The sequence below is a fragment of the Streptomyces sp. ASQP_92 genome (assembly GCF_025399895.1).
Classification (GTDB): domain Bacteria; phylum Actinomycetota; class Actinomycetes; order Streptomycetales; family Streptomycetaceae; genus Streptomyces.
On record NZ_JAODUA010000017.1, the window covers coordinates 84,528 to 101,693 of the forward strand.

Consider the following 17,166-nt stretch of genomic DNA (forward strand, 5'->3'; position numbering starts at 1 on the left):
CCTTAGCCGACCCGCTTCTTGATGAGCGGCGCGACGTCTTTGGCGCGCAGCGGATGGCTCGGCGGGTCGGGTGGCTGGACCGAGCCGGGGTCAGGCGGCGTACTCATTGACACCTCCCGGCAGCGAAGCGAGGGCTTCATGTAGCCGGCTTCGGTAGAGCAGGCGGCGCGACTCGGCCGTCGGCGGGGACCCGTCCTCGGGCTTGTCGGGCGGTTCGCCGCCTGGTGGGGCCTTTCCGGTGAATGTGGCCAGTTGCGGCGGGACTTCCGCCTTCTCCGGCTTCTCCACCGTGACCGGCTCGCCCTCCTCGGGGTCGCCGGGCTCCAGGGCAGTACCGCGGAGTTTGTTCGCGATGCCCGCTTTGGAGGCGGCGTCCATGTCGGTCCAGCGCACCAGGTTGGAGCGGTCGACGAGGACCGGCTGGTCGCCACCTTGAACCGGGGGCTCGTTGATGTCGGCGCGGTACCTGTCGAGGGTCCACGAGCCGTTGCGGAGCCGCATGTCGCGGATCTCTTCGACGGTCTTGGAGTCCCGCATGTCGACGTCGGAAAACTTGAGCTTCCAGCCTTCGACACCGAACCCGAGCTTGGCGAGGTGGAAATTCAGTGCCTCCAGCACCAGTTCGGCTATCGGCTGCACCGTGTTGACCATGAAGGTGCGGTCCTGGCTCTCGCCCGTCCCGCCCCCGAGGTTGCCGGATTCGATGATCCCGACCTTCGCCGGGGGAACCCCGTAGGCTGCGATGATCTCGTCGCGCTTCTGCTCCAGGTAGCGCAGGTAGTCCATCGTGCGGGACTGGGCCAACTCGTTGACGCCGGCACCGCCCTTGGTGGAGATCGGCACGCCGATGTTGCGCGGACCGATGTTGCGCTGCATGTACTGCGCGTTCCACTTGTTGATCTCGGCCGCCGAGTACGACGCCGGGAAGTCGACGTGCAGGACCGGCGGCGCGCCCTTGCGGAAGATCTCCTTCGACGTGGCCGACGCGAAGAGCCACGACGTGATCGGCAGCATCGCCGCCTGAGTCGGCGACACCCCGAACACCCCGGACCCCGGCGAGTCCAGGCTGATGTGGATGACCTCGCGCGGCTCGAACACCGCCCGCTGCCCCAGCTCCGTCTGCTGCACGTAGCTGGTGATCGTGCCGTGCTCGTCGGTGATCGGCCGCATCGACGGGCAGTCCAGCGAGTACAGGGCAACCGGCTGGCTCGCCAGCCATACAACCTCGATGAACGCATCTCCGAAGACGAGCAGGTCGGTGATGACGCCGCGCAGGATCTGACGGATGTTCTCGCGCGGATTGCAGTAGGCCAGCATCCGCTCCAGCAGCAGGACTTCCTGCGGCTTGTCGGGCTGCTCCTGGTCGCCCTCACCGTCGTCGTTGGCCCAGTCCATGACTAGGCCGCCTGCGGTCACCGTGCGGGCGATGGCGCTGACCGAGGCCCACGACCAGGGGCACGCCAGATAGGCGTCGTACAGCTGGCTGAGCGAGGTGCGCCGGTCCGTCGCGACGCCGATGCCCTGGTTCGACTCGGTGAGTCCACCCGGTCCGACGCCGAACTCGAAGCCGGCGCGGTCGGGGAGCTTCGCCGGTGCGGTCTCCAGGATCTCGGTGTCGCCGCCAGTGATGCCGTGCCACCAGGTCTTGAGGCTCATGGGACTTGCACCGTCCCCCCGGGCCGTGGACCCTCATCGTCGTCAAGCCACCATTCGGCACTCGCGTCGTCGGGCGGGCGATAGGCGACCGTCGGGCCCAGCGTCGCGACCTGCCCTGCCGCGGGGTCTGCGGCCGGCTCATCGAGGATGACGAACTCAGGGCCTGTACCGAGGTTGGCTAGGGCGTACCGGAGCGCATCCGCTCCGTGATCATCCGAGGTTGTGTCGGCGTCCTCAGGGTCTCCCTTGGTGGCGTGCGGGAGGTCCGACAGCTCCCGGTACAGCTCTGTGACCGTGGAGAACAGGTGCAGCAGCGGGCACGTCTCCCAGCCCATTGCCCGGTGGTGCGGGCAGGCCGGGCCTTCGCCGAGGTAGCTGCGGACACGCTGCCATCCGGTGACCCTGGAGCCTGCGCCTTTGCCAGCGGGGCTCAGATGCACGCCGTTGTCGGCGTACACGGAGGCGATTGCCTTGGCGTCGCCCCGGGTTGCCCACATGGCGTCGTCGGCGTACCGGACGGCGATGTGCTCGCCGGGGCTCTCGGCGGCGAGGATGCGGCGGGCCTGTTCGGCTTCGCCGACCTGCCGCTGGTACAGCTCGCGGTAGACCCAGACCCGCCCGTCTTCGTCGACCGCGGCCCACAGGACGGCCCAGGGGGCGGCGAAGCCCCAGTCGATGCCGTTGTACCGCCGCCAGGTCGCGGGGAGCTCGATCGGTTCGACGACGTGGCGGTCCCGTTTGAGCTCGGGGAACATCATTCCTGCGAAAACATCCCAGTCTCCATCCAGGAAGGCAGCCCGCAGCTTCTCCGGTAGGGCCTTGAGGTCGGCGGCGTACTCGGGGTTGACGTGCGGGTTGTCGGCGAGCTTCGAAGGGATGAAGCGGACCGTCCTGCCCCGGTCGTCGGTGACGACGGACTTCCCGTAGTTGGTGGGCTGGATGTAGCGGACCTTGACAGCGCCGTGGCCCGGCCCGCCAGGGTTGGTACCGGAGCGGATCCCGATCACGGGAATGTCGGCGCGCCCGGAGCGGAGGCGGCTTTCGAGGAACGAGCAGACGTCGGGCGGGGCAAGGGCGCGCTCGTCGAAGATGAGCAACTGGTACTGGCCGCCCTGGCGCCGGCTCGCATCCTTCACGGACTCGGCGTACCGGAACATCATCAGCGACCCGTTGGGGAAACGGAGTTCGTACTCCGTGCCGTTCCATGAGGCACCGAGGGCCGTGGCGTAGCTGTAGTTGGCCAGCTCGGCGAGCAGAGATTCCTTGAGCTCGCCGTAGGTGCGGCGGAACGCTCCGACGCGGATGCCGGGGTAGCGGACGCAGGCCCGAATCCCCTCAGTGATCAGAGAAACCGTTTTGCCGCCACCCGCCGACCCGCCGAAAAGCACGTCGAACTCGGTGGCGTCGTGGAACTCCTGCTGCCTCGGCGTCGGGACGTAGCCGAGCTTCCCGAACACGTCGATGTGGCGCAGCCGGTCGGCTTCGCGGCGCTGTACCTCAGCCTGGAGTTCCTTCAGTTCGTGCAGGCGCTTCAGCTTCAGCGTCAGAAGCGGCGAGCTGTTCGTTGAGGTCGGCGATGGCGGCTTCGATGGCATCGATCGTCATCACCTCCAGGCGTTGCGGTGCATCCAGGCCTCGCAGCTTCGCGATGCGGTCCAGGATTTTGACGAGACGGTCGATGGCCGCGAGGATCGGCCCGTCATCTTCGAGGGGCTCCCCGGTTTCCGGGTCCTCGACGATCCGCCCGCTGTTAATGACGTAGTGCCGGGTCCGCAAGATCTTGTGGGCTTCCTCGGCAAGGAAGTCCAACTCGATCAGCTGCTCCTCGCGGTAGACCTCGACGCTCGCATGCTGCTCGGCGATGCTCTCTTCCAGCGCCCGGTGGAAGTCCCGGGAGGCGGCGTTGGCGTTGGCGTAGCCGAGTTCCTTATAGAACACCGAGTACGGGACTTTGCGGCGCCGGTACTCGACGAGCTTGGCCCGGCGTACAGCCATGGCTGCGCGTTCGCCTCGATTGACGGCCACGATGTCCCCTCTCAGCCCCAGCCGGGTGGGAGTTGCTGCGGCTCGGGCTCAGGCTCCGACTGCGGCGCCGGCTCGGGCGTGCAATTGCAGGGCGGGGCCGTGCAGCTCTTGGCGTGAATCAGAGAGGCGGCATCGATGCTGATGGCGTGGTCGACGCAGGCGTACACGGCGCGCGTGACGTCACCCGGGCAGGGCATCGGCCCGAAGTCCGGCGGCGGGAGCTGTGGGTCCGCGAGCTCGGTCAGCTCGTCCCGGCGGTGCTGCACCAGCGCCAGGTAGTCGCCGAGTTCGTCGTCGGTCAGCCGGCGCTGCCAGTGGACGCAGGCCGGTACACCGCACTGGGTACAGGGAGGCCCGACGGTCTGGGGGGCGGGGACGGGCACGTCTGGCTGCTCGGTCATTGCGTCTCCCGTCAGGTGATGGGGCCGTCGGCGTCGGCCCGGTGGCCAGCGGTATTGCTAGACGCGTTCGCGTTCCATGAGCATCGCAGCGACCTGGAGCCACGACGCGGCCAGCTCGTCGAGGCGTTCCATGAGCGGCAGATTCGTCAACTCGATCTCGGCGCGGTCTAGGGGGCGAGCAGCGTTGGCAATCGCTTGATCCGACGTCACGTTCATTCGACACCACGGATCCTGTCGGCGGTGGTTGTCCCGCTGCCCGGTCGTGAGCCCAGGAGGCGGGCAGCGGGACGTCGAGGCCGCACCGGGGGGACGGTTTGGCGGCCCCGAGCTTGGGGGGGGTCAGGCGGCGATGGCGCTGTAGCTGCGGCGGGCCTTCTCGCGGGTGGCCTTTTCGGCGCGGATCACGTCGATCGCCCTGAATAGTGGCCGGCCCTGGCGGTCGCGCTCCGCGACCTGAAGGCGGCCTCGGTAGCGCCAGTTGTGGACGACGTTCGGAGTGACGCCGGCGGCATCGGCCGCTTCGTTCACTGTCCACAGAGTGGTGTGCAGGTCCACCGCGAGGTCGATCACGACGTGCCCTTTCTCCGTGCCGCCCATATATGACGAAAGGCCCTGGCGAGTTGCGTCGCGAGGGCCTTGGGCATGTATAGACATGCTGCTCCGCCAGACAGTTTCATGCGTGAGAGCGAAAAAATCAAGCCACGGCTTTCAGTGCCTGGGTCAGGGTCTTCATGTAGGCGTTGTACTCGGGGGTCGTGAACACGCTGCGACAGTCGGGGTCGCGGCATTCGATGTACGGCAGGTCGTTGACGAGGCGCAGGTCAGTGGACTGTACGAGGTAGGGGCCTTTGCAGTGCGGGCACGGGCCGAGGCGTTGGACTTCGCGTTGCGGGTGGTCCTTGACGAAGCGCTGAGCTGCCGCGTGCCAACCGCGTATCTGCCCGCCGGGGTTGGCGTTGGTGCGGTCGTGCAGTTCGGCGGCGGCTGGATGTTGCTGCATCATCCAGTCGAGATGTGCCTCCAGTACCTGCACGGCGACGGTGATCCGGGGGCCGACAGGGCCGGCCGGATTGAATGCCGCGCCGAGGCCTCGGAGATGGAGGACGTCGGCTTCGAGCTCTTCCATCTCGCCGAGGAGCGTCTCGATGAGGATGAGCGGGGCCTGCCCGGGGAATGAGGCGTCGGCGCCGGCGCTGGAGCGGATGGCGGCGGTCAGGGGAGCACGGCTGCCGTTGGTCGCCTCAAGGTGAACGGCCGCCAGAAAGGTGGGGAGCTCGCTGAGTTGCCGCCGGGCGCGTTCGACGCAGCTGTCGCATTGGACGGGCTGACCCCAGGCGGGGGTGATGTGGTGTTCGGTGCCGGACTCGTCGGAGACTTCTTCGGCGCGGCGCCAGGCTGTGTTGCAGGGGCCGGGACAGATGGTGGCGGTGCGCATGGTGCGGCTCCTCGACAGGCGTGGTGCAGAGGTGCAGGGCTACGCACAGTGTGCACGGCCCCGCTGGCTAGCCGCGGTTGTCCTGGCGGTCGAGGTGAGCGGCGCTGGGGTCCTGGCAGACGATCTCGATGCTGCCGTCGGCCTTCTGGAACGGGAACGAGTTGGCGTCGTTGCGCTGCCAGACGGTACGGAACAGGTCCGTCTCGCGGCGGGGCGTGCCGGGCGGAAAGTCGATGATCCCATTCACTACAGCGCCGCTGAGGTGGTTGAGGCCAATGAGGGCAGCAGCGAGCGAGCCGGGTTTCGGCTCGATGCCGAACAGTTCGTACTCCAGAACCGCGATGCGGACCAAATCCGCCCGAGGCGCTGAGGGCTTACGCCACGGCCACTTCACGGTGCGGAGCCCTCGACCGGTGCCTTGGCGTCTGCGTCGACCTCAATGCGGATCTTCTGGAGCTTCCCGCCGAAGGAGATCGTGGCACCGACGATCTCGCCGCCCGAGGCGCCGGCCCTCATCGCGTCCTGGACCCAGGCGGCGACCTCGCCCAGGGTCAGCAACTCGCCCTTCAGCGCTGCGTGTTCAATCTTCTTCGTCGTCATCGTTCCGCTCCTCCTCGTCGGCTCTGTTGTACCGATGGTCCCAGTAGCGGTCATCCTCGCGCGCCGCTTCCTCCACCGTCTCTTCCCAGGGCGTGGTCTATGCAGCCTCCGCGAGCGAGGCGACGACCAAGTGCCGGGTGCCCTTGTAGCTGTGGAGCCCGGCGTACAGCGCGGGATCGGTCGGGGCGTAGACGTAGACGTGGATCCAGCGGCCGGTGGTGCGGTGCTGAACCCAGGCGCGGGGCGCGTCTTCGCCGAGGTGCATGGCGCGGTAGGCCTTGGCGACGTGGCGGCCGTACCAGGCCTGCTTGCCGTCGGGGAGGTCGCTGCCGCCGTGCTCGGTGAGGAAGTCGCCGGTGCGGATGAGCTGACCGCTGGCGACGAGGGCGGCGATGTCGCCGTTGAGGGTGGCGTAGCCGACGGGCCGGGCGATACGGAGTGCGGCGGCGATGCTGCGGCAGATCGAGCGGAGCTTGCGGATCATCGAGTTCCCCTTGATGCGCGGCGTGCAGTGGTAGGGCCCGGCCCCGTGAGGCCGGGCGAGGCAGCTGCTAGACGAGGACGACGTGCAGCTCGTCGACGAAGGAGCGGCTGCGCTGCCCCCAGGGGTTCGACTCGGTCGGGTCCCACGTCACACCGACGTACTCGCGGCCGTAGTTGGCGTGCTCCGTGTTCGTGACGCGCCCGAGATCGTGTCCGTTGACGGTGCCCTTCCGTCCCTCACGTGATGCGACGCGGGTGCCCTCGGGAAGGTCGGCGGCAGTGCGAGCGGTGCGCGGCTCCTGCTCGGTCGAATCCGATGTCGAGCGCTCGGTCCGCAGCTCGGCAATGAGCGCGACGCCCTTGGAAGTCAGCGTGCTTTCCGTCGCGTGGATCAGCTCGCGGGCGATGAGGGCGCGCTCCGTGCGGGCATTGCAGGTCACCACACCGCCGTCCGCACCCGTGTAGAGCGCCCGGAGCATGAGCTCGCTGAGCTTGTGGGTCTTGATGATCTGACTGACTGCTGCGGTGTTGTTCATGTCGCTCTCCCCTGCCGGTTGCCCTTGGCGATGACTCCATCCTGAGGCCTACACGTAGCCCTGTCAATAGGGCTATGCGTAGCTCCTACTGTAGGGCTACACATCGTGCAAAAATGGAGACATGCCGAAGGACTACAAGCCACCGACCGACGCCGCCGACACGTTCGCCCGGTACAAGGCGCACTACGAAGGCGAGCGCGCACTGAAGCCCGAAATGCTGGAGTTCGCGGACCGCGAGCTGAAGGCCGGAGCCACGGTGGGACAACTCGCCGCATGGACCGGACTCACACCCGAGGTGTTCCGCCGCCGAGCCCGCACGCTCGGAGTCGCCCGGAAGCGCCCGCCGACCGTGGGCAAGCTCGCGGCGACGCACCCCGAGAGCAACGAGGACAACGCCAAGTGACCGCCGATCTGGTGCAGTTCGTGCGCGACCGGCTCGACGAGCAGGAGGAGGATATCCGTGCGCTGCCCGCTGGCCCGTGGGAGTGGAAAACGATCGGGGAACCCGGGGATCCCGAGTGGGATGGCCTGATGGGGCAGGACGACACCCCCCTACTGGCCTCGGGGGATGCCGAAGGCTGGATGTCAGGGATCAGTCGTCATGAAGCCTTCGATGCCTACCTCCAGGACATCCAACCCGCCCGCGCACTCGCCGACATCGAGGCCAAGCGGCAGCTGCTGGAAGCACTTCTCAGCGAGGGCCATGCCGTGCTGCGGCCGGGTGGCTCAACTCAGATCTACTGTGATGCGGACTACGGGGCAGACGGCTGTTGCGATTGCGGACGGGATGAGCGTCTCGACCGCCTTATCCGCCTCCTCGCCCTGCCTTACGCCGACCACCCGGACTACCGCCAGGAATGGCGGCCGTAAGCCCCCACCGGATCGCCGCTACGGCACATACGGCTCATAGGCGACACCGTCGCCGTCACGGTCGAGAGCCGATCGGTAACCCGGCTGCCCTGCATAGAGAGGCGCCGCTCCGGCTGCGCGGGCGGCGTCGCAGTCCTTGTAGTTGACGTTTGTCGGGGCGCTGCTGGTGGCGGGTGCGGGGGTATCGGGTGGCTCTGGCGTGTCCGGCACGGACGGCACCGCCGATGAGGGCGTCGCCTCGGATGCCGTCGGCTCCGGCTGCGGCTGGATCGCCGGCGGAGGATGCGACGAGGACGAAGGCGACGCGCTGGCCGTTGGTGAAGGCTTCGACCCCGGGGCAGGATCCGGCGGAAAGGCGATACCAATGGCGACCAAGCCGGCGAATACAGTGAGCACCCCTCCGGCAAGCCACCAGTGCCAGCGGATCCGCCGCCCGCTAGTCCCGCGCTGTCTGGCCATGGCCGCCTCCAGAGGAGCCCCGTCTTCCAGTGCACCACCCGCGGCCGAGGTTCGCGCGCCGGACACGACAGCGGCCCCGGCCGGTGAAGGCGCGGGGCCGCGGGGGCGGGGCTGGAGTCAGTCGCCGACCATGCCGCGGTACTCGTCCGTCATGTCCCAGACGGGCTTGAGGAGCTTGTCGGCCTTGCGGAGGAGGACGGCGCGCTCGGTGTCGTCGTCCGTGTTGTACAGGGCTTCGGCGAGGAAGATCCTGACGGTCTCCAACTCCTCGTGGCCGTTGATGCCCGCCCTGTCGAAGCGGATGGTGGCGGTCTCCAGCTGGTCGATGAAGCTGTCGAGGTCGGTGGCAGGCTTGGCTTCGGCGACGTAGGCGATGTTGGCGGCGTACCGCTTGACGATGTTGGTGGCGGTTATCGCGGTGACGGTCATGGGCTTCTCCTTGTCAGTGGATGACGGGGACGGGGCGTTCGGGGTGCCGGACGTGGAATCCGGCGGCGATGTTTACGCGCTGATCGTCGGCCTGCTCACCCTCGGCGCCGCAGGTGCACGACCAGCGGGTGCCGACAGTCGTGGCCTTGTGGCCGTTGTGACGATTGACGAAGACACCGTTCACGGCGGTCACCGCTTCCTGATCTCGTCGGGATAGACGCCGATCAGTGATCCGTCGCGGTCGTCCTGAATCTGCACGACCGTGGCATCTCCCACGGTGCCGATGCTGGTGACGGTGCCGGTCTCACCGCCCTTGTGGCCTGTGGGCTGGATCGGGTTGGTCACGACGACCTCGTCGCCGGGCCTGAAGCTGGTCATGGTCACTTCTCCTTCTTGCCGTTGATGTTGATGAGGTGGAGGGTCGCTTCGGTGAGCCCGGCCGTGGCGGCGTCGTGGCCCTTGTCGGGGGCGCGGGCCGCGGCCTCGGAGAACGTCTTGATGAGGTCGTCGCGTTCTGCTCGTCGCCGCCGTGCGGACGAGGTTCGGGCATGCGGGTCTCCTTCACTGCCCTCGGCGGGCCAGTCTCGGTCAGCCCGTGCCGATGGCATTGCCGGGGGCCATGCGGATGTGCCCATCAGGCTCGTCTTGCGCAAGCCAATCGTGGTGCTCCTGGCAGAAGTAGAGACCTCTGATCTTGCGCTCGATGCAGAATCGGTTGCCGTCGTTGTGCCAGCTGCCGATCTGGATCTGGTAGCCGCAGATCTGGCTTCCGCGGTCGGGTTCGTGTCGAGCGAAGTCGGTCATCAGCTCCACTCCCAGTTCTGACCGGCGCGGGCGGCGCGTTGTGCGGCGTCTCCGATTTCGACGGCGAGGCTGCTCCATTCCGCGCCCATGAGGCGGTGCCGGGCTGCCTTGTGAAGCAGTTCGCCGATGCGGCCGGCCTCGCGCGGAGGGATGCTGGCGACGTCCGCGAAGCCGCCATCGAACAAGTCGGCGAGCTCCCGCCATTCGGTGGCACTGAGGACGTGGGCGAGTTGCTGACCCAGGTTGCTGATGGTGAGAGCTGAGCGCGTGGACTGGACGCCGTGGCTGATGCTGATTCCCATGCTCAGCCCTGCTTCGCGTAGTGACGGAACCGCTTCGGCAGACGCTTGCCGGCGGCGACGACGGCGTCATTGAGCCGCAGGAACTCAGGCGTTTCGTGCCGGATCCCCGCGTCGGTTTCCTTGGCTGTGTTCTCGTACAGGGCGGCTTCGGCGCGACGGAACTCGGCGAGCAGCCGGTTCTCTTCGGCGTACTCCTGGAGTGCTTCCTTGCTGAGCTCGGGCATTGTTCTCTCCTATCGGGTGGGGACGTGCTTCTGGTTGGGGTCGTGTTCGGCGTGGTAGGAGGCGGCGAGGATGGCCCCGGCGCTACTCCGGTAGGGCGTTTCCTGAAGCTCCGGGCAGCTGGAGCAGACGACGCGGTATGCGTTGGCGTCGAGGTCGGCTTGGGCGTAGACGAATGATCCGTCGGGCGTTTCGTTGATCCTGCTGATGCGTTCGAAAGCCATAGAGCCCCCTACTGACTTCGGCTGTCGGCGAGTTCGGCGGCCTGCTCGAAGACCAACAGGACGGGTGCGGCACTGGGCTGCTGCGCGTTCCAGGACGGGACGGTGGCCGCGTTGCGGAAGTCCCGCTGGATCCGTTCGAGGAGGAGCGCGCATGCGTCGTCGGCTTCGGAACGGCTGGCGGCTTCGAGGCGGATGGCCCGGACCGGGCAGATCGCGCCTTGGTCGTCGTGCAGAGCGTTCCTGCACCATCCGTCGGTTTCGATGCGGATGCGGGCCCGGTGCAGGAGCGCGGCGATCGGCGTGCTGTGCGGACATGGGACCGCGGTCTGCGGCAGGTGCGGAATGGTGATTTCGATCGGGGGCGCGGCCGGGATGTGGTGGGTGTTGACCTCGAACGCGACGGCGGCCTGGGCAAGGCGGTCGTCCATCGTGAGCGCTACGAGGGCGAGTCGGTTGTCGAGGGTGAGCGGGGGCGGCCGGGTTGCGGACCGGCTGATCGTCGTGGTCATGTGGGCGTGCCTTCTGCGCTGACGCGCGGTCGGTGGAAGGGGCGCCCCTGGTCGCTTCCAGGCATTCGAGGGGCGCCCCGGCAAGTCATTTCTCGCGCAGTGAATAGCAGACGAGCACCACGTCGTTGACGGGCACACCGCACTCCTGGGCATGTATGGCGCGGATTCCATCGAGCAGCCTGCCGACCGTCGCGCCAGGGGGCGGGGTGTATGTGCCGGCGCGGTCCTTGGAGGGATTAGCTCCGTGCTTCAGGGGACCGTTGGAGAGCGTGGCGCTCCATGCGTAGCTGCTGGCGGTGAGCGGGGTGTTGGGGTTGCTGTAGTCGGCCATCGTGATCTCCGGGTTGTCGCGCTCGGGGTGTCCTGGCGGATTACGGCCGCTGATCGCGGCGCAGTCGACGCTTGCGGGGGTCGCTGCCCTGGGTGACCTGCTTCGCCAGGCCGCGGAGTTCGGCCTCATCGAGGAAGGCCTCGTAGTCGCCGTTGCCGAGCGGGCCGGCGACCTGAGGGCCCGGGGTCGCGACGTTCCGCAGCCCCTTGGGCGGGGTCGTGTGCAGGGGCCCGGATCGGAGGCAGAGGCCTTCGACGGACTGGCCGCCGACCATGGCCCCGCCGAGCAGCGGGTGGTGGCCGGTGACGGTGTACTCGCTGTAGAGCTTGGCGTCCTCATAGGGGGCGAGGTTCCGGGCCACGTCCTGGGTGATGTAGAAGCGGTCGCCCCGCTTGAGTTCGCGGCCGGCCTTCTTGGCGTCGCGCGGGGTGCGGTCATAGGTCTTGCCCATGCGTGTCTCCTCTAGTGCTTTTGTAGCGTTATGTTCGGGCGGACATAGATGTGTTTGCCCCGGTCTGCACCCCGGACAGGGGCAGGTGGAGGGCGGACATTGTCCGGACGCTGTCCGGGTGCCGTCCGGACTGTCCGGGTGGACAGTCCGGGGCATAGTGGACGCTGTCCGGGTGACAGTCCGGGGCATAGCGCGCATTTAGCGCGGAGTTAGGCGCCTTCGAGAAGGCTGAGGGCGTCGGCGATGTCGCCCTCCTGGTAGCCGTTCACCCGGCGGCCATCGATCCAGACCTTGACCGTGCCGCCGGCTCCGGCCGCCCGCAGCAGCTCGCCGAGCCGCGTCTCCGTCATGCGGCCGCCGATGATCTCCGCCATCTCGTCGACCTGCGCGACGTCTCGGGCGAGCGTCTTCATGGCGGCCAGGGATCCGCGAAGCGCGTCCATCTGCTGACGCTGCTCCGGCGTGTGGTTGAGAACATTGCGCCCCGGTACGCCGTCGCGCTTGGGGCCGCCGGCGGCCGAGGACAGGCCGGTGGCGTTGAGGAGGTGCTGCTCGATCGGGTCTTCCCACTGTCCGGCCAGTCGGCCCGCAGACTCGCGGATCTTGGCGGCCTTCTCCAGCAGCATGCTGATCTCGCCGCGCTCGTCCTCGTCGAGGTCGAAGCTGCGGGCCAGGTCGGTGACTCCTGCGAAAGGGTTCACGAGCCAGCCGAAGCCGGGGCGCGGCGGATCGAACTTGGAGGCGTCCCGGCCGGCGCCTGCTTGCCCGGCGCCGAGGATGGCGTTGGACTGGGTAGCGTTCTCCACCCGCATCGCCCACTTCGCCCCGAGGTTCGCCGACAGCGCCTGCGGGATGACATCGACTTCCGGGTACTGGGTGATCAGCACGAGGATGATGCCAGCGCCGAGGGCGACCGCGGACAGCTCGATCAGCGCCTCAAGGATCTCCTCCCGCAGCGGCTTGCCCGGTCGCGTGTAGGTGGCGAGCTCGTCAATGACAACGACTTCCAGGCCGCCGATCTGGTCGAGGATCGGCGCGACCAGTTTGCTCTTCCCGAGGTCGTTGAGGGCCAGTTCCCGGCGGTCCTTGTCGGCGAGCAGCGCCTTCAGGAGGGCCAGCAGACGTGCGGGGTCGGGCTTGAAGTAGGTCGCGGCGACGCCCGTCTTGGCGTAGGGGTTCCACTCGGCGTTCTGCTTCCCGGCAACGATCCGCAGGTTGATGCGGGGGTCGAAGCTGGAGCCGACGACCAGGTTGGACGCGCCGACGCCCTTGCCGGACCGGGACGTGCCCGCGATGACAAACGACTGGTTGTTGATCGCCAGGTTGATGGTGATGCCGCGCTTGTTCCAGCCGACGGGCACGCCATCCTTCCAAGCGTCCAGCTGGGCCGGCTTCTTGAGCAGCGGAGAGGGACGTGTGGCGGCGAACGGGTCCTGGTCGGTCAGCCACAGAGACGAGCGCGCCTCGGTGCCCGCTTTCTCGACATCGACCATGGATACATCGCGGCCAAGGGCGCCGGCGAGCCTGGGCAACTTCTTCTTCAGCTCGGCGACAGTGGTCCTCGGTGGCAGGTCGAAGACGACCGTGGTGTTCCCGTCTGTGTCGCGCTGTGGCACGGCGAGGATCTGGAGCTGCTCCTCACCACGCACCTCGCCGATCGCGCGCAATGCGTCCTCCAGCTCCTTAACTGTGAGCGCAGGCGGCGGTGGCGCGTTGAACTCCCTTTGCCGAAACGGCTGTTCGGGCTGCTCGCGCTTCGTCATGTTCACCGGGGTGGCCAGCTGCGCCGTGGTGCTCGGGGACGGCGCAGGCTGGCCGGCGACGAAAGGGCGCGAGACCAGGTACCAGCCGTAGCCGCCCGCCGTGCCCAGAACTGCGAGCAGCAGCGGCTGCCCGTTGGCGGCCTGCTCGATCGCGGCACCCGTGGCCGGCAGTGAGGCGAGACCTCCGGCGGCAACCATCCCAGCCCTGGCGGCCTTCTTGCCGTGGCGGAGGCTGTTGGCCTCGCGCTCGGTGGGCGGCAGGACGGGGGTGTTCTGTAGCGCGGCGAGCTTGGCTTCTTCCGCGGCGACGCGTCCGCTAAGGGCAGCCAGACCCCTGACGATGGTGCCGACGTCGGTCTGAGCCTTGGCGTGGGCGAGCCGCCCGTGCGCTTCGGCGACCATCCGGTTCTGCTGGGTGATCTTGTGGTCCTGCCTGCGCTGCTTCCGCTCCCCGGCGAGCTGCATGATCTCGTAGTCGTCTATGTCGCGGGTCGCCAGCCAGTCCTTCACGCGTGCGGCGGCGTGGGCGCGCTGCTCCTTGAATGCTGCCCTGGCACGGTCGACACGGCCGGGCTCGGTGACGATGTCGGTGGGCTGCGGCTTGGTCTCGGGCAGTGCTTCGGTGGCCACTGGCCGGACTCCTTCCCTGAGTTGTGGCGAGGCCCGCGAGATACGGGCCCGGGATCGGTGGATTAGTGGAGGCTGCCGAGGATGCCGCCGAGGGAGCCGACTCCGGAGTTCGTCATCTGGGTGGCCATGGCGCCGATGACGGTGCCCGACAGGGCGACACCAAGGAACGAGACGAGGATGGCGTCGCCGACCTTGATGTGGTTGTGCTTGATCTTGAAGAAGACGATGACGCCGAGCAGGAGCATCGCGACGACACCACTCCCCAACACCGCACCCCCACTCGCCTGAGTGGTGACCTGCTGGTTGAGGCCGGCAGGTGTCTGACTGACAGGGTTCTGGATCGCCGCGCCCTGGCCGCCGTTGGGGGTGAGCCCGGTGCCCACGCCCGGGAGGTTGGGGTCCGTGTCCGTCTTCGTCGCGGCCTGCACGACCACCGTGTGCTGCGCAGGACTCGCTGTGTAGGCGGCAGTGTCGAGGCCGCGAACGTGAACGGTGCGGCCGTCCGGCATGGTGACCGGCGCTCCAGTAGCACGGTCGATGACGGTCTGGATGTCGGTGGCGGACGCGGTCGGCGCGGACACGGCGGTGATGGCGACGGCGCCTCCGAGGAGGGCTACGGCCGCGCTGCCCGAGACGGCGATCCGGCGGATGGTGACGTTCATAACGATCTCTCCTGAAGGGGTGGGTTAGCTGTCGCTCGGGCCGGAGTTCTTGGATGCGGCGGTGACGCGTTCGGCGCGCGCTTGCGAACGGGCGACGGGATGGTTCGGCGTGCTGTCGCCGGGTCGCCGGACGGGCGGAGTGCCACCGTTGTTGCGGCGCCCGTCGGGGGCTGCCGGGTCCTTCTTCGTCCGTGGGGGTCGTTGGGAATTGACCAGCGACAAAGATCCGAGAACGGGAGCCTGGGCGGCCGTCGTGGCGCGCGCCTCAGCGGCACGGGACTGCGCGTCGATATCAGGGGTCACGCCGACCTGCCGAAAGCCCGTGACACGGTGCCAGGCCTCGCCCCAGATCTGCTCAGTGACGTACTGGCAGCCGCGCGCCGACCGGATCGAATCCGCGACCTTCCACACCTCGGGGTGATGCGCCTGACGGTCCTCGTCGCGTAGCGCCTGCTCCGCCTCCGCCTGCTCCTCGGCAGCCTCGGCAGCTGCACGAGCCCGCCTCTCGGCACTCGCCTTGGCCGCGTCGGCCTCTGCTGCTGCCGCTGCCTGCGCGGCAGCCTCCTTCGCCGCGGCCCGCTTCTCGCGCCGCGACGGAACGCCATCGGCTTTCTGCGCGATACCGCGCTCGTAGGTCATCAGCACGACCGGCCCCCCGATGGAGGCGATAGCGCCGATCAGGCCAGCGTTGAAGCCGATCGCCTTGTCGGTCATGCCGCCATACAGATTGACCCCTGCGGCGATGAAGGCGCCTGTCATGATCCCGATCCGGTACGGCGTTGCGTCCCTGCGGTGCGCGACAGCCCACGCGGCACCGAACGCCAGCGCCAGCGCCAGGCCCTCCAGGAGCCCGGGGGCCGCGACGAGGAACGGCCGCTTGGGATCCCAGAAGTGCATGAACTGCACCGGCGCCGCGATGATCAGGCCGATGGCGTAGATGCCGCGCGCGCCCAACTTCCACAGGCGCTCAGTCCGCTTCTGCTCGGCGACGCGGCGCGCTTCCTGGGCTGCCTTCTCGGCATCGGCCTTGGCGATCTCGCTGGTCTCGGCGTTGGAGCGGGCGATCTCGGTGTTCTTCTTCGCGACGAATGCCGCGTGGCCGACCTTGTCCTTCTCCAGGCGCATCGCAGCACGCTCATTGGCGATGCGCTGCTTCTCCGCCTCCTCGGCCGCGCGGAGCCGTTCAGCTTCGGCCTTGCCCTCGGCTTCGATACGGATCGCTTCGGCTTCGGCTTCGGCGCGTTTCCTGATCGCCTCCGCCTCGGCCAGGGCCACCGGGTCGAACCGGGGCTCGGGCGAGACCAGGGGCGTCCCGTTGGCCTGCTTGACGGCGGTGGGGGTCACGGCGCTGTGTCCTTTCGGATCGAGTGAGGCGTAGGGAGCTGGCTAGGCGGTCGTCAACGGCACTTGCGGCAGGTGCAGTCCTCGTTGCAGAGGTCGCGCAGTCGGCCGAGGGTGGCGCTGGCTACGGCGTCTCCGGCGCGGCCGCCCTTCTCCCCGGCGACCTTCTTGCCTGCGCGGTGCATGGCTCCGGCGGCGGTGTCGAGCGTCTCGGCGGTCTTGCGTCCAAACAGGCCCATGACGGGCTCCTCTCGTGGTGGTTCGCGGGCCTTCGGACCGGACTGTCCGGCCGCTGCACCCCACACCCGGCACGGCATGCAGAGCACAGCGGACGGGCGGTCAGGGGCGGACGGGGCTGGTGAGGGAGGAGACAGTGCGGAGGTGGTCGCGCTGCTCGTTGATCGCGTCCTGGAGCTTCTCCGCGAGCGGGGTGTCGGTGCTGTAGCGGCTCGTGTAGGCGTAGTGGTCCTGCACGTCCCAGCTGGTGGCGTCGATACCGGCCCGCTTGTACGCCTCGTTCCACGACAGGTAGGAACCGCTGTGGTCGTGGTGGACCGCGGCGATCTGGCGGGCGGCGCGGTCCCAGGTGTCGGCGGCCTCGCGGGCTGCTTCCTGTGCGGTGGCCAGGCGGGACACGGCGGCGTTCCACTCGTTGTCCGGGGTGGTGTTGAGGGCCGTGAACGCGACGGTCATGGCGGTACGGGCCTCGGCGTAGGCCGCCCACTTGGCGGACGCGGAGTACTCGGCCACGACGGTCTTGAGGGTGCGGACGTAGTGGGCGTCGTTCCACAGGTTGTACGCGGTTTCGTACTCATCCCGCAGGAGGTCGCGGGCGGCCTCGGGCATGTCGTCAGTCCACATGGCGCGGGGTCGCTCGGGCTCGGCTTCGGTGCCGGTGAACGCCTTGAACTCGAAGACGACCCGGTTGTACTCGTTCTTGGTGACCTTCAGCAGGTGCGGGTGGTGGTGCGGGTTGCCCTGCTCGACGGTCTTGGCGAGGTCGGTGAGGCTGATCGCGGTCATGGTGCTCCTC

At 68.2% G+C, this 17,166-nt stretch carries 30 protein-coding genes; 2 read left to right on the forward strand and 28 right to left on the reverse strand.

Annotation, left to right across the window (positions count from 1 at the left end):
• Positions 1-90: 90 nt before the first annotated feature.
• The 11 genes from N4G70_RS28820 to N4G70_RS28870 all read right to left on the reverse strand — a co-directional run bounded on the left by N4G70_RS28820 (position 91) and on the right by N4G70_RS28870 (position 7,136).
• The gene (locus N4G70_RS28820) at positions 91-1,656 is read right to left on the reverse strand and encodes a phage portal protein (protein WP_261715678.1); all 1,566 of its coding nucleotides are present in this window, start codon (positions 1,654-1,656) and stop codon (positions 91-93) included.
• On the reverse strand, positions 1,653-3,251 hold the full coding sequence (locus N4G70_RS28825) for a hypothetical protein (RefSeq protein ID WP_261715679.1): 1,599 nt from the start codon (positions 3,249-3,251) through the stop codon (positions 1,653-1,655). Before N4G70_RS28825 ends, N4G70_RS28820 begins: the two co-directional genes overlap by 4 nt.
• Positions 3,154-3,681, reverse strand: coding sequence for a hypothetical protein (locus tag N4G70_RS28830; protein WP_261715680.1), 528 nt, complete (start codon positions 3,679-3,681; stop codon positions 3,154-3,156). Before N4G70_RS28830 ends, N4G70_RS28825 begins: the two co-directional genes overlap by 98 nt.
• Positions 3,682-3,692: 11 nt before the next feature.
• Positions 3,693-4,082 carry a hypothetical protein gene (locus tag N4G70_RS28835; protein ID WP_261715681.1) on the reverse strand — a complete coding sequence of 130 codons (390 nt, stop codon included), beginning with the start codon at positions 4,080-4,082 and terminating at the stop codon, positions 3,693-3,695.
• 57 nt (positions 4,083-4,139) lie between these two features.
• Positions 4,140-4,292, reverse strand: coding sequence for a hypothetical protein (locus tag N4G70_RS28840; protein WP_261715794.1), 153 nt, complete (start codon positions 4,290-4,292; stop codon positions 4,140-4,142).
• Positions 4,293-4,421: 129 nt separating this feature from the next.
• The gene (locus tag N4G70_RS28845) at positions 4,422-4,652 is read right to left on the reverse strand and encodes a MerR family transcriptional regulator (protein ID WP_261715682.1); all 231 of its coding nucleotides are present in this window, start codon (positions 4,650-4,652) and stop codon (positions 4,422-4,424) included.
• Positions 4,653-4,776: 124 nt separating this feature from the next.
• Positions 4,777-5,517, reverse strand: coding sequence for a hypothetical protein (locus tag N4G70_RS28850; protein WP_261715683.1), 741 nt, complete (start codon positions 5,515-5,517; stop codon positions 4,777-4,779).
• Between the two features lie 67 nt (positions 5,518-5,584).
• Complete coding sequence (locus tag N4G70_RS28855; protein WP_261715684.1) at positions 5,585-5,869, reverse strand: hypothetical protein; 285 nt, start codon at positions 5,867-5,869, stop codon at positions 5,585-5,587.
• Positions 5,870-5,907: 38 nt separating this feature from the next.
• Complete coding sequence (locus tag N4G70_RS28860) at positions 5,908-6,117, reverse strand: hypothetical protein (protein WP_261715685.1); 210 nt, start codon at positions 6,115-6,117, stop codon at positions 5,908-5,910.
• A gap of 97 nt (positions 6,118-6,214) precedes the next feature.
• Positions 6,215-6,601 (reverse strand): hypothetical protein, encoded by a 387-nt coding sequence (locus N4G70_RS28865; protein WP_261715686.1) that lies wholly within the window; start codon positions 6,599-6,601, stop codon positions 6,215-6,217.
• 67 nt (positions 6,602-6,668) lie between these two features.
• Entirely contained in the window at positions 6,669-7,136 is a 468-nt protein-coding gene (locus tag N4G70_RS28870; protein WP_261715687.1) for a hypothetical protein, read from the reverse strand.
• Positions 7,137-7,257: 121 nt separating this feature from the next.
• Between N4G70_RS28870 and N4G70_RS28875 the strand changes: the two genes are divergently transcribed.
• A complete protein-coding gene (locus tag N4G70_RS28875; protein WP_261715688.1) occupies positions 7,258-7,539 on the forward strand; it encodes a hypothetical protein in 282 nt (93 codons plus the stop codon).
• Positions 7,536-8,006: a DUF6221 family protein gene (locus tag N4G70_RS28880; RefSeq protein ID WP_261715689.1), complete on the forward strand. Its 471-nt coding sequence runs from the start codon at positions 7,536-7,538 to the stop codon at positions 8,004-8,006. Before N4G70_RS28875 ends, N4G70_RS28880 begins: the two co-directional genes overlap by 4 nt.
• Before the next feature lie 18 nt (positions 8,007-8,024).
• On the opposite strand, the gene N4G70_RS28885 is transcribed toward N4G70_RS28880, so the two are convergent.
• From N4G70_RS28885 to N4G70_RS28965, 17 genes are all read right to left on the reverse strand, one after another.
• Positions 8,025-8,465: an excalibur calcium-binding domain-containing protein gene (locus N4G70_RS28885; RefSeq protein WP_261715690.1), complete on the reverse strand. Its 441-nt coding sequence runs from the start codon at positions 8,463-8,465 to the stop codon at positions 8,025-8,027.
• 117 nt (positions 8,466-8,582) lie between these two features.
• A complete protein-coding gene (locus tag N4G70_RS28890) occupies positions 8,583-8,894 on the reverse strand; it encodes a hypothetical protein (RefSeq protein WP_261715691.1) in 312 nt (103 codons plus the stop codon).
• Positions 8,895-8,907: 13 nt separating this feature from the next.
• Entirely contained in the window at positions 8,908-9,087 is a 180-nt protein-coding gene (locus N4G70_RS28895; protein WP_261715692.1) for a hypothetical protein, read from the reverse strand.
• Positions 9,084-9,272, reverse strand: coding sequence for a hypothetical protein (locus N4G70_RS28900; protein WP_261715693.1), 189 nt, complete (start codon positions 9,270-9,272; stop codon positions 9,084-9,086). The genes N4G70_RS28895 and N4G70_RS28900 overlap by 4 nt, the downstream gene beginning before the upstream one ends.
• A gap of 2 nt (positions 9,273-9,274) precedes the next feature.
• A complete protein-coding gene (locus N4G70_RS28905) occupies positions 9,275-9,502 on the reverse strand; it encodes a hypothetical protein (RefSeq protein WP_261715694.1) in 228 nt (75 codons plus the stop codon).
• Positions 9,483-9,698 carry a hypothetical protein gene (locus N4G70_RS28910; RefSeq protein WP_261715695.1) on the reverse strand — a complete coding sequence of 72 codons (216 nt, stop codon included), beginning with the start codon at positions 9,696-9,698 and terminating at the stop codon, positions 9,483-9,485. The genes N4G70_RS28905 and N4G70_RS28910 overlap by 20 nt, the downstream gene beginning before the upstream one ends.
• Positions 9,698-10,000, reverse strand: a complete 303-nt coding sequence (locus N4G70_RS28915; RefSeq protein ID WP_261715696.1) for a hypothetical protein — start codon at positions 9,998-10,000, stop codon at positions 9,698-9,700. The genes N4G70_RS28910 and N4G70_RS28915 overlap by 1 nt, the downstream gene beginning before the upstream one ends.
• Positions 10,001-10,002: 2 nt before the next feature.
• Complete coding sequence (locus N4G70_RS28920; protein ID WP_261715697.1) at positions 10,003-10,224, reverse strand: hypothetical protein; 222 nt, start codon at positions 10,222-10,224, stop codon at positions 10,003-10,005.
• 9 nt (positions 10,225-10,233) lie between these two features.
• Positions 10,234-10,446 carry a hypothetical protein gene (locus N4G70_RS28925; RefSeq protein ID WP_261715698.1) on the reverse strand — a complete coding sequence of 71 codons (213 nt, stop codon included), beginning with the start codon at positions 10,444-10,446 and terminating at the stop codon, positions 10,234-10,236.
• Positions 10,447-10,454: 8 nt separating this feature from the next.
• The gene (locus tag N4G70_RS28930; RefSeq protein WP_261715699.1) at positions 10,455-10,955 is read right to left on the reverse strand and encodes a hypothetical protein; all 501 of its coding nucleotides are present in this window, start codon (positions 10,953-10,955) and stop codon (positions 10,455-10,457) included.
• Positions 10,956-11,040: 85 nt separating this feature from the next.
• Positions 11,041-11,286 (reverse strand): hypothetical protein, encoded by a 246-nt coding sequence (locus N4G70_RS28935; protein WP_261715700.1) that lies wholly within the window; start codon positions 11,284-11,286, stop codon positions 11,041-11,043.
• Between the two features lie 40 nt (positions 11,287-11,326).
• On the reverse strand, positions 11,327-11,737 hold the full coding sequence (locus N4G70_RS28940) for a hypothetical protein (RefSeq protein WP_261715701.1): 411 nt from the start codon (positions 11,735-11,737) through the stop codon (positions 11,327-11,329).
• 209 nt (positions 11,738-11,946) lie between these two features.
• On the reverse strand, positions 11,947-14,130 hold the full coding sequence (locus N4G70_RS28945) for a hypothetical protein (protein WP_261715702.1): 2,184 nt from the start codon (positions 14,128-14,130) through the stop codon (positions 11,947-11,949).
• Between the two features lie 62 nt (positions 14,131-14,192).
• Positions 14,193-14,792 carry a hypothetical protein gene (locus tag N4G70_RS28950; protein WP_261715703.1) on the reverse strand — a complete coding sequence of 200 codons (600 nt, stop codon included), beginning with the start codon at positions 14,790-14,792 and terminating at the stop codon, positions 14,193-14,195.
• 24 nt (positions 14,793-14,816) lie between these two features.
• On the reverse strand, positions 14,817-16,136 hold the full coding sequence (locus tag N4G70_RS28955; RefSeq protein ID WP_261715704.1) for a hypothetical protein: 1,320 nt from the start codon (positions 16,134-16,136) through the stop codon (positions 14,817-14,819).
• Between the two features lie 53 nt (positions 16,137-16,189).
• Positions 16,190-16,372 (reverse strand): hypothetical protein, encoded by a 183-nt coding sequence (locus N4G70_RS28960; RefSeq protein WP_261715705.1) that lies wholly within the window; start codon positions 16,370-16,372, stop codon positions 16,190-16,192.
• A gap of 100 nt (positions 16,373-16,472) precedes the next feature.
• Positions 16,473-17,156, reverse strand: coding sequence for a hypothetical protein (locus N4G70_RS28965; RefSeq protein WP_261715706.1), 684 nt, complete (start codon positions 17,154-17,156; stop codon positions 16,473-16,475).
• Between the last annotated feature and the right edge of the window lie 10 nt (positions 17,157-17,166).